The following is an 8,603-nucleotide window of genomic DNA, read 5'->3' as shown; positions in this document are numbered from 1 at the left end:
GAGTTTTATTCATAGTTTTTTGTTCTTTATTTTCAAATTTACTCCTTGCAAAGTCAGCAAGTATCTTATCCTTATCGCTCTCTGTGGACTTTTTCTCCTCAATAAGGCTTTTGACTTTTATATTATTCTTTCTTCTCTCAGATATTTCTTTAATTATACTGTTATTCAACAAAGGATTTCCATTGCTGAGAATGCTGCTCTTAAGGGGAGTATGGACTGCTTTTATTTCAGTAATAATACTTTTTCTTTTTTCAAATTCTTTCAGCGGACTGTTTTCAAATACTTTTCCAAATATACTACCGACAGTATTTCCCAGCCATGAAAACATCTCTCCAATGGGTTTTATTATTGATTTTAAGTACTCCCAGATGCTAGAGAAAAAGTTCTTTACCTTTTGCCAGTTAGATATAACAAGTATCGCACCAGATGCAAGTAAGGCAATAATAGCCCCTATAGGGTTGCTCACAATTGCTGCTGTCAAAAATCTCACTCCTGCTGCTACTGCAGGTAGAGCTGATGATAGTAGAGGAAAAGCTTTTGTTGCTAAGCTCAAAGTTGTAGCTTTTAAAACACTCAGTCCAGTAATTACCGCTGGAATAGCATATGTCACTAATGATATTAGTGCAGGCTTCAGTACCCCATGCAAAACAACCGAGAAAGCGAGCATTCCACCTCTAACTAAATTCCATGCATAACCACCACTTACTACTAGAACTTTAAGACCTATTAGTGCTGCTATGGTACTCATTATTCCTGTAGTAATAACTGGAAACTTTTCTGCAAACCGAGCTATGGGGTTAGTTATCTCTCTTAAAAGACCACTTACCCACTTTAAAGGAGGTAGCATTACTGAGCCCAGGTTCATTCCTACCTCTGCTATCGCATTTCTAAGTAGTCTCAAATTATTTGCTGTAGTTGCTGTACGATTGTTAAACTCTTCTTGCATGGACTTTTCAAATTTTTTCTCGTCAGCTACATAAGCTATAGCCTCTTTAAAATTTTTTAGGCTTCCAACTAGCAATGCAATATCATCCTGATATTCCTGACCAAATAGCTTGAGAAGGATTTGCGAACGTTCCTGTTTATCTACCTTCTCCAGAGTTTCAAAAAAATAAAGTAGTGCATCTTGGCCGTTTTCGCTAATCCTTTGTGTCATCTCTTCTGCAGTGATTCCCATATCTTCCAATGCTGCTTTAAACTCTTTGCTCTGTCCCTCAGCGGTTTGAAGTTTACTAAGTAGAGCATTTATTGCAGTAGCAGCTTTTGCTGGTTGTTTACCTAAACTAATGAAGGCATTTACTAAACTACTTGTCTCCTTAATACCAAAGCCAAACTGTTTTGCAGTACCACCAACTATAGCTAACACTTGAACCATATCCTTTGCTTTAGCAGCAGTCTTGTCTGATAAGTGATTTATAATGTCACCCACCCATTCCATCCTGTCTACATCAATTCCATAAACATTGGCAAGTTTAGCTATAGAATCACCTGCCTGTTCTGCAGACATATCAAATGCTGTGGACATTTTAGCCACTGTTGTCGTAAACTTAATCAGATCATCTTTTTTAACACCAAGTTGTCCACCACTTGCAGCTATTTGTGCTAACTCAGCAGCCGATAGTGGTATCGTACGGGATAATTCCTTTAATTTCTGGCCAAATTCTGCGGCTCCTTGGTTATAAGCTGCATCATCCTCAGCAAATTTCACTACCTTCTTAACATCAGCCATAGCACTTTCAAAGTCAATCGCAACTTTAATTGGCGCTGCAAGCGTTAATGCAAGCCCAGCCGTCTCCAACATTTGTGATCTAAAGTACGCTTTTCTCCCCAAAAACATGTCCCGATCCTTGATGGCGGTACTCAACTTACTGTATTGACCTCTCAGCCTGTCTGCAGAAGCACCAAGTTTATGTTGATCCCTTATCAAGGACTGAACGTTCTTTCCACTTTTTCTTACTTCTTCACTGAATGCATGTAGAGTATTTCTCTTTTGTAAGTATGCTGCTTTTTCCTTCTTTACTTCTGCCCTAGCTTTATCAAACTCAGCTTTTAAAGTTTTGTCTTTCTTATGTTGTGAATAAGCTTTTTTTGCCTCTGTCGCTAACTTCCTAGCTTTGTCAAGAGCAGCCTTTGAAGTTTCGTCTTTTTTCTGTAAATAAGCTTCTTTCGCCTTTGCTACTGACGCCTTTGCTTTATCAAAAGCAGCCTTTAAAGGTGCTCCCGACAAGGACTCTAATTTCTTTTCCAATTTGTTCAAAGATACCTTAGCAGCTAGAGCTTCATGCTTTAATTCCTTAAATTTTGATACCGATTTCATCGATGTATCAAGTTGCCTTATTGTACCCCCAAGACGGGAAAGTTGAGCACTACTTCCTGCCATTGCGCTATTAAAGCTACCATCTAGTATTGCACCTATTTTTACTGATAATGTTGACATTTAAACTCTCCCGCAGCTTTGGTCCACAAAATAAATTCGTTTATTTCCATCTCAAGTACCTGCTCAATTCCGCCACCTATAACGGAACAGAGCATTAGTACATTTAGCCTTAAGTCCTTTGTGTAACCGATGGAAAAAAATCTTTCAACGCTTCCTGTATTTTCATGTAGTCTGCAAAATATAACTCCCAAATTGTTTCTTTTGTTACAGATGCTAGATTTGCTATTAATCCAACTTCTTTTTCAAAATCACTACTACCGGCACGTTCCATTGCAAGGCAGTCTCTTACTTTGACAGGTCTAAAAGTTAATTCCGAAACCTCAATTCCTTCTACTGTTATTGGGTTATCAAGTTTTACTGTTTTCATATTTTTCCTCCCTAAAAGTTAATTAAATAAAAGTCTATATCGGCTTTTATTTAACTAATTTTTTTATTATGATTATGGTGCTATAAACAGGATTAGCTTTGATAAGAATCTTTTCTGTGTTCAATTGAAGTAATAACTACTGTATGTTCTGGTACATCTACATAATAAAGTATACGATAGGTACTCACCCGTAGACTACGTTGTCCACTTAAGTTATGCTTTAATGGCTTTCCAAGTCCAATTGGATCAACTGTTAGACGCTCCATTATTGCCTTTTTAATCATTAACTTTACTTTTGCTGGAAGAGCCGGAATGTCTTTCTTTATAACAGATTCTGAATATTCTATATTATACCCAGAAGGCATCTTGATGTTTAACCCTCTTTTCTTTGTAGCGTTCGTCAGCAATCTTAGATAATTCCATATCTTCAATTTCTTCTTCCATTAACTCAGCTAATAGTTTTAAAACGGATTTGTTTTGAGATTGAGCTACACTAGTGAGTAAACTAGTCAACTGATCTTCAGAATTTACATGAGCTTTAGAATCCATAGCAGCCATATACCTACAACTTATTACATTTTAACATTTTTATGTGACTTTGTCAACTACATCAAATCCCTAAAATCGTTTGTAGCAAGGCCATCTGATCAACACCATTAATCTTGCGAATCATATTCTCAGCATCGATCTCTATTAATTCATTGCTACCTATAGTAAGTTTGTAATAATGCGCAGCTACGGTACACTTCAGTGTTGCTTTCTCAGCAGGTTTCCAACTGCCAAAATCAAACTCTTTAAATATTCCCCTAAGGTTGATAATTACTCCTTCAATATCATTGCTTCCACTGCCTTGTAATCCACCCTTTAGCGTCAGAGAAACCGAATTTCCATCTATGAGGCCAAACAGCCTAAAAAGTTCTGAATCATATTCTGCAAAAGTAAAATCAGCTTCAAGTTTCTCCATCCCCATATCAATATTTATTGGAATATCCATACCACCTGCACGATATTCTTCTGTTTTTATGGTAAGTTTTGGCAAGGTTACTTCATCTATTTTTCCTGCGTAACCCCTACCATCTACGAATACGTTAAAATTCTTTAAAATCTTCGGTAACATTTTCTTTTTCTCCCCTTACAGTATTTCACCATTGATCAAGTGTGATCTGAAAGTAATCTGTTCACCCGGATATGGTGGTGTAAACTCAAAGTCAAAATACACTTTGCCACTTGCAATATTTGCCTGTGTATTGAGCTCTGGAGTTTCATAACATCTTCCGCTAATAATCGCTCCTTGTGCTTTTAAACTTGCTAGGTAGGAATTAACACTCTCTATCACTTCATCTATATAAGTTTTGGTAATGTTTCGATCAACTGCCCATAAGTGAGCTCGCAGTAGACTATCATTGATTAGATCCGCTGTTCTCCTTATTGACAAAAAAGCCCATTTTGGATCGTTTAAAATGTCCTGTTTCCCCATAGTCTGGTAGCCATTTTGATGAATTATCGTTGTTACTTCATTTTCATTTAAGTAATTTGCTCTACAACTTGCATCACCGAGCGTAAAATCAATAGCTCTACTTGTCCCAACAATACCGTTTATCTCTTTATTTGAGGGCGAATGCCAAAAGCCTTGTTCACTATCTACTTTGGCTATTAAACCGGCTACAAATGGACTTGGCGGTTTTTCCTCTCCTTCAAACACTCTAACCCAAGGATCAACGACGTAAACTCTGCTACTGCCTACACTTTTTCTCCATCTTATTGCTTCTTCATCATTGGTATTTGGACCATCTGCTACTATTATTGCTCTTAGCTTTTCTGCTATAGGAATTAAAGCGCTAACCACTGCAGCATTTTCAGGTAATTGATGAGTAAACTGAGGAGCAATTAGTATTCTTGGGGCAACATGAACTATACTTTCACTGCTGAGGAATGCTTGAATGCCCTCATATTCCCCAGTTTCTTCATCAACTCCTCCAATGATGTTTTTTAACGTTTCTTCTTCTTGATCAGCATCTTTAACTCGAATAACTACTACTGTTGCACCAACCTGGGAAAATATTCCATTTACTGCAGAAGGTAGCGTTCCACTTTTCCCAAGCTTTGCTGCCTCTTTTAAGCTTCCTGCGATTAATACTGGTTTATTCAATGGAAATTTTTGCTCGTCAGCATCAGGTGCAGTACCAATTACGCCAATTACCGATGATTTAGCTGTGCGTACTGTTCTTGCACCAGAGGTAATCTCAATAACATTTACCCCATGTAAAAACTGTTCTGTCATTTTTCTCCTTGTAATGTTGAATTTCGGAAAGTGGATAGAGAAAAGGTTTCTTTTTTAGCTTTCTAAAACCTTTTGCATTTTTTGTTTAAAATCGTTGAGACAATTCTGCAACTCTTCTTTATCTTTGATTTCCTTGATTTTCTTCTTGGCTAAATCTTCAAGCTCTTCACATTTGATTATTGCTTTTACTGCTTTTTTGGCTTTTTCCTGAATTATTCTTGCCATTTCAATAACCGGGATATCACGGACTTTTGCTAAAGGTTCTACGATTTCTGCATCTTTTTCATCTATGGATTCTGGTGCTGCTAAAATGTTCTCTGCGGCTTTCGCTTGTATTTCGTACGACTTAAGCTTCTGATGAGAAGCTCCTGCGTATTGGTGAGTATAGTTATTATAATAAAAACGCACACTATCAAGTGCAGAAAGTTTCGCAGTTTCCAGTAATTCCAGCTCAATATCCTCTTTACTCCGTTCAACAATTTTCCCTCCTTCTGTTAACCGATAACTCTTTTGCCAGTCAAAACTCTTTGGTGCTTCATACCAATCATTCCCTGTTGGCTTACTTTCAAGCGTTGTTGTTTCTACTTGTTTGTTATTTTCAAAATGAATATAAATTGGCATTGGTTTTCTCCGTTTTCTGGTATCAATTCCAGATTTTGTGGGTGGCATCTAATCCTGGACATTGCCAAGCCCTTAGTGTCCTCTCTACATCAACTTCAAGCCCTGCAGTTAAAAAGTTGTTACGTATGTTATAAATCCCCCACTGTATAAACTGACCATAGATATATACATCACCTGAAAGCATACCTTCACTAACTTTTGCGTTGGAATATAGATAAGATGATGTATAAAGTAACACTGCAACAGTTTTTCCTGCTGGAATTTCTACATTGCCAGATCCAGCAAATGCGCTAGTTGAACTCGTGTATTGGTAAACATTTTTCCATGTTATTCCTGAAACTCTTGATTTATTATAATTGGTATTATCAGGCGTTCCTACAAATGCTCCTGCTCCTTCATATCCTGAACTCCAATACGATGTACCAACAAAGTTTAATGTTCTTGTTATGTTACTATTTGTGGTGTTCTTTACAAACATTACTCCAAGTGCAGCATAGGGATATGCGTATATCCGACGACTACCAGGGAAACTTCTTGTATATAACTCTCCGTAAATAAATGTTCCTTTATTTCCCTCTACAAAACACAATTGTCTTGGCCGATAAAAACTAACGTAACTTGTATCGTATGTATGGCTACCCGCAAGTAATTGCAACATGTAATCGGTTTTTGTTATATCACCGCTCCATTGACCTAATTCAGTTGTGAAAGCTCCGTCACCATAGTAATTATTTTTTCTACTGAGCACACCAAATAAGAAAGGTAATGACCCTGGTTCAACCATATTTCTCTTTTTCACTTCTTTCATAATTGATGAACTGCTAGGCACATCATTGATGGAGTTGAATTTAGTTGTCAGTGTATTTAGTTTATCTTCCCTAGTTCTCATCTCCTTCATAATTGATGAACCATCTGGCACATCATTCACACCACGAAAATCTTCTACTAAACCTTTAAGACCATCTTTATGATTGTTGCTAATACTGTTTATTGCCGCAATATTCGCATCTTTTCTCGTGTCAAGTAGCGATACGTATGAATCTGATGACGCTTTTAAAGTATCCAAGGTTTTAGTTTTTAGCGTATTGATTTCATTTACAGACTCTGTCTTTGCTCCAGTTATTGCCGATATTGAATTTTCCTTATTGCTGTTTATCTCATTCAAGTGCGATCTTGCAGCGTTTAGGAGCTCTTTTAACTTCCCATCACAGGTGACTTGGTATCGTGTGGTTTTCATGTGATGGGTGATAGCAAAAATGTATTTGCAGGGTAAAAAAGATGCGTGGTATGAGTGCTACTAGTGGGAAGGAACTGGAAGGTTTAGATCATCTGAAACAATCTAATAATTAATATTTTGACCACTCCGGTTGCTAGTAGAGTTATGCGCAGGAAATATGGATCGAGGTTACTTGAATTAGTAGATAAGCCAGTAAATCGTGATTTTACGTTAGAAATTTATGCGGCAACAGCAGAAGCACTAGAAAAATGGGAAAAAAGATTCAAGTTAGAAAAAGTAAAAATCACAGAAGTAAAAGAAGGGAAAGTAACGCTTGATTTAGAAGGATTGTACTTGCCAAGTGGAAAAAATATTCGCTTTGACGGGGTTGTGGTATAAAGATGGAGCAGCCAAATATTATTGAACCACTGAACTTTGAAGAGATTTTTTCTCGGATGAAAGAAGAGTTAGTGAAGCGTGATGCAAGCTTTACAGCATTAGTAGAAAGTGACCCAGCGATGAAGGTATTAGAAGTCGCAGCATGGCGAGAACTTTTGCTCAGAGAAAGAATAAACGAAGCGGTAAAAAGTAATTTACTTAAGTTTGCGACGGGAAATGATCTTGATAATTTAGCTGAATTTTACGGAGTGGAAAGGGAGAACGGGGAAAAGGATGAACATTTTAGAAAAAGGATCAAGGCAAGAATAGTTGGCTCAAGCACAGGAGGAAGTAAAGAGCATTATAGGTTTCATGCACTCTCAGCAGATAGAAGAGTAAAGGACGCGCTGGTTGAATCAAAAGTGCCAGGGAGTGTAGAGATTTCGATTTTATCCACGGAGTTATCCACAAATAGCATAGCGTCTGAAGAACTACTTGATATTGTAAGAAAGCGAGTCACCAGGGATGATATAAGGGTATTGACAGATACGATAACAGTAGTTGGTTGCAATATTATTGAAATAAATATCCACAGCAGAATTAGCATTAAAAGACCAGATATTGTTGAAACAGTGAAGAAGAGATTTATAGAAAAATTTGAAACAACGAAAAGATTGGGATGGAGTGTAACAAGGGCGTGGATTATAGCAAATCTATTTATAGAAGGAGTGGAAAACGTGGAATTAATCGAGCCAAGAGAAGATGTTATGGTACTGGGGAATGAGTGTGCTGCCTTAAGAAGTTTAAATGTTGAGTTGAATTAATGCTATTACCGCCAAACGCAACAAAACAAGAAAAAGCGCTGGTTGATGCAATAGATTATAAAGTCGATCCTGGTTGCATAAGAGGGTTTAAATTCAGCCTAGAAGAAAAGATATTACCATGGATAGTAGAGGAATATGGTCTAGAAGAGATTCTGCATTGGGTAACAGACAAAAGAAAGGCGATAAAAGAAGGGATAAAATTTCAAAGACTGCGTGGCACACCAGAATCACTTAAAATAGCATTAAAATGGGCAAATATAGAAGATATTACGATCATTGAAGAGCCACCCGGTAAACACTTTTTTGAGTTGCAGGTAGGGATAAGAGATGTACCGAATGACTTCTTCGTAGATGCAGTAGTAGAACTAGCAAAACTATCATTGCCAGCAAGATCGAGGCTAATGAGGATTTTTAACGATTATTATAATGCGCAGAGATTTATATTGGATGAGAGTTTATTTGGAGATCTTCTTTCTGAC

Annotated in this window: 10 protein-coding genes and 1 pseudogene; 3 read left to right on the top strand and 8 right to left on the bottom strand. The window is 37.3% G+C overall.

What is annotated here, in order from left to right:
* From BA053_RS03975 to BA053_RS03940, 8 genes are all read right to left on the bottom strand, one after another.
* Window positions 1-2,437, bottom strand: a 2,437-nt coding sequence (locus BA053_RS03975) for a phage tail tape measure protein (RefSeq protein WP_065106786.1), incomplete at its 3' end; no start/stop codon positions are given.
* Between the two features lie 109 nt (window positions 2,438-2,546).
* Complete coding sequence (locus tag BA053_RS03970) at window positions 2,547-2,804, bottom strand: phage tail assembly protein (RefSeq protein ID WP_065094563.1); 258 nt, start codon at window positions 2,802-2,804, stop codon at window positions 2,547-2,549.
* A gap of 92 nt (window positions 2,805-2,896) precedes the next feature.
* Complete coding sequence (locus BA053_RS03965) at window positions 2,897-3,169, bottom strand: type II toxin-antitoxin system RelE family toxin (RefSeq protein WP_065094562.1); 273 nt, start codon at window positions 3,167-3,169, stop codon at window positions 2,897-2,899.
* Window positions 3,153-3,362: a hypothetical protein gene (locus tag BA053_RS03960; protein ID WP_245611063.1), complete on the bottom strand. Its 210-nt coding sequence runs from the start codon at window positions 3,360-3,362 to the stop codon at window positions 3,153-3,155. Before BA053_RS03960 ends, BA053_RS03965 begins: the two co-directional genes overlap by 17 nt.
* 52 nt (window positions 3,363-3,414) lie before the next feature.
* Window positions 3,415-3,921 (bottom strand): phage major tail tube protein, encoded by a 507-nt coding sequence (locus BA053_RS03955; protein WP_065094561.1) that lies wholly within the window; start codon window positions 3,919-3,921, stop codon window positions 3,415-3,417.
* A gap of 15 nt (window positions 3,922-3,936) precedes the next feature.
* The gene (locus BA053_RS03950; RefSeq protein WP_065106785.1) at window positions 3,937-5,085 is read right to left on the bottom strand and encodes a phage tail sheath subtilisin-like domain-containing protein; all 1,149 of its coding nucleotides are present in this window, start codon (window positions 5,083-5,085) and stop codon (window positions 3,937-3,939) included.
* A gap of 54 nt (window positions 5,086-5,139) precedes the next feature.
* Entirely contained in the window at window positions 5,140-5,706 is a 567-nt protein-coding gene (locus BA053_RS03945) for a hypothetical protein (protein ID WP_065094566.1), read from the bottom strand.
* Between the two features lie 22 nt (window positions 5,707-5,728).
* The gene (locus BA053_RS03940; RefSeq protein WP_369404177.1) at window positions 5,729-6,871 is read right to left on the bottom strand and encodes a hypothetical protein; all 1,143 of its coding nucleotides are present in this window, start codon (window positions 6,869-6,871) and stop codon (window positions 5,729-5,731) included.
* A 113-nt stretch (window positions 6,872-6,984) separates the two neighbouring features.
* On the opposite strand from BA053_RS03940, the pseudogene BA053_RS03935 reads away from it, so the two are divergent.
* The 3 genes and pseudogenes from BA053_RS03935 to BA053_RS03925 all read left to right on the top strand — a co-directional run.
* Window positions 6,985-7,321, top strand: a pseudogene (locus BA053_RS03935) (GPW/gp25 family protein).
* A gap of 2 nt (window positions 7,322-7,323) precedes the next feature.
* Window positions 7,324-8,124, top strand: a complete 801-nt coding sequence (locus tag BA053_RS03930) for a baseplate assembly protein (protein WP_065094559.1) — start codon at window positions 7,324-7,326, stop codon at window positions 8,122-8,124.
* The coding region (locus BA053_RS03925) for a phage tail protein (RefSeq protein WP_218914971.1) at window positions 8,124-8,603 on the top strand (480 nt) is incomplete at its 3' end. The genes BA053_RS03930 and BA053_RS03925, both read left to right, overlap by 1 nt.

The organism is Wolbachia endosymbiont of Nomada ferruginata, from assembly GCF_001675785.1.
Classification (GTDB): Bacteria; Pseudomonadota; Alphaproteobacteria; order Rickettsiales; family Anaplasmataceae; genus Wolbachia; species Wolbachia pipientis.
Note: the sequence above shows the minus strand (reverse complement) of the source record. Positions and strands in the feature narration are given on the sequence as shown.

What these genes read in the sequence shown, in the direction of transcription:
- BA053_RS03930 (WP_065094559.1), top strand. Translation starts at nt 7,324, where the DNA reads ATGGAGCAGCCAAATATTATTGAACCACTGAACTTTGAAGAGATTTTT.
- BA053_RS03965 (WP_065094562.1), bottom strand. Translation starts at nt 3,169, where the DNA reads ATGCCTTCTGGGTATAATATAGAATATTCAGAATCTGTTATAAAGAAA.
- BA053_RS03960 (WP_245611063.1), bottom strand. Translation starts at nt 3,362, where the DNA reads ATGGCTGCTATGGATTCTAAAGCTCATGTAAATTCTGAAGATCAGTTG.
- BA053_RS03970 (WP_065094563.1), bottom strand. Translation starts at nt 2,804, where the DNA reads ATGAAAACAGTAAAACTTGATAACCCAATAACAGTAGAAGGAATTGAG.
- BA053_RS03945 (WP_065094566.1), bottom strand. Translation starts at nt 5,706, where the DNA reads ATGCCAATTTATATTCATTTTGAAAATAACAAACAAGTAGAAACAACA.
- BA053_RS03950 (WP_065106785.1), bottom strand. Translation starts at nt 5,085, where the DNA reads ATGACAGAACAGTTTTTACATGGGGTAAATGTTATTGAGATTACCTCT.
- BA053_RS03955 (WP_065094561.1), bottom strand. Translation starts at nt 3,921, where the DNA reads ATGTTACCGAAGATTTTAAAGAATTTTAACGTATTCGTAGATGGTAGG.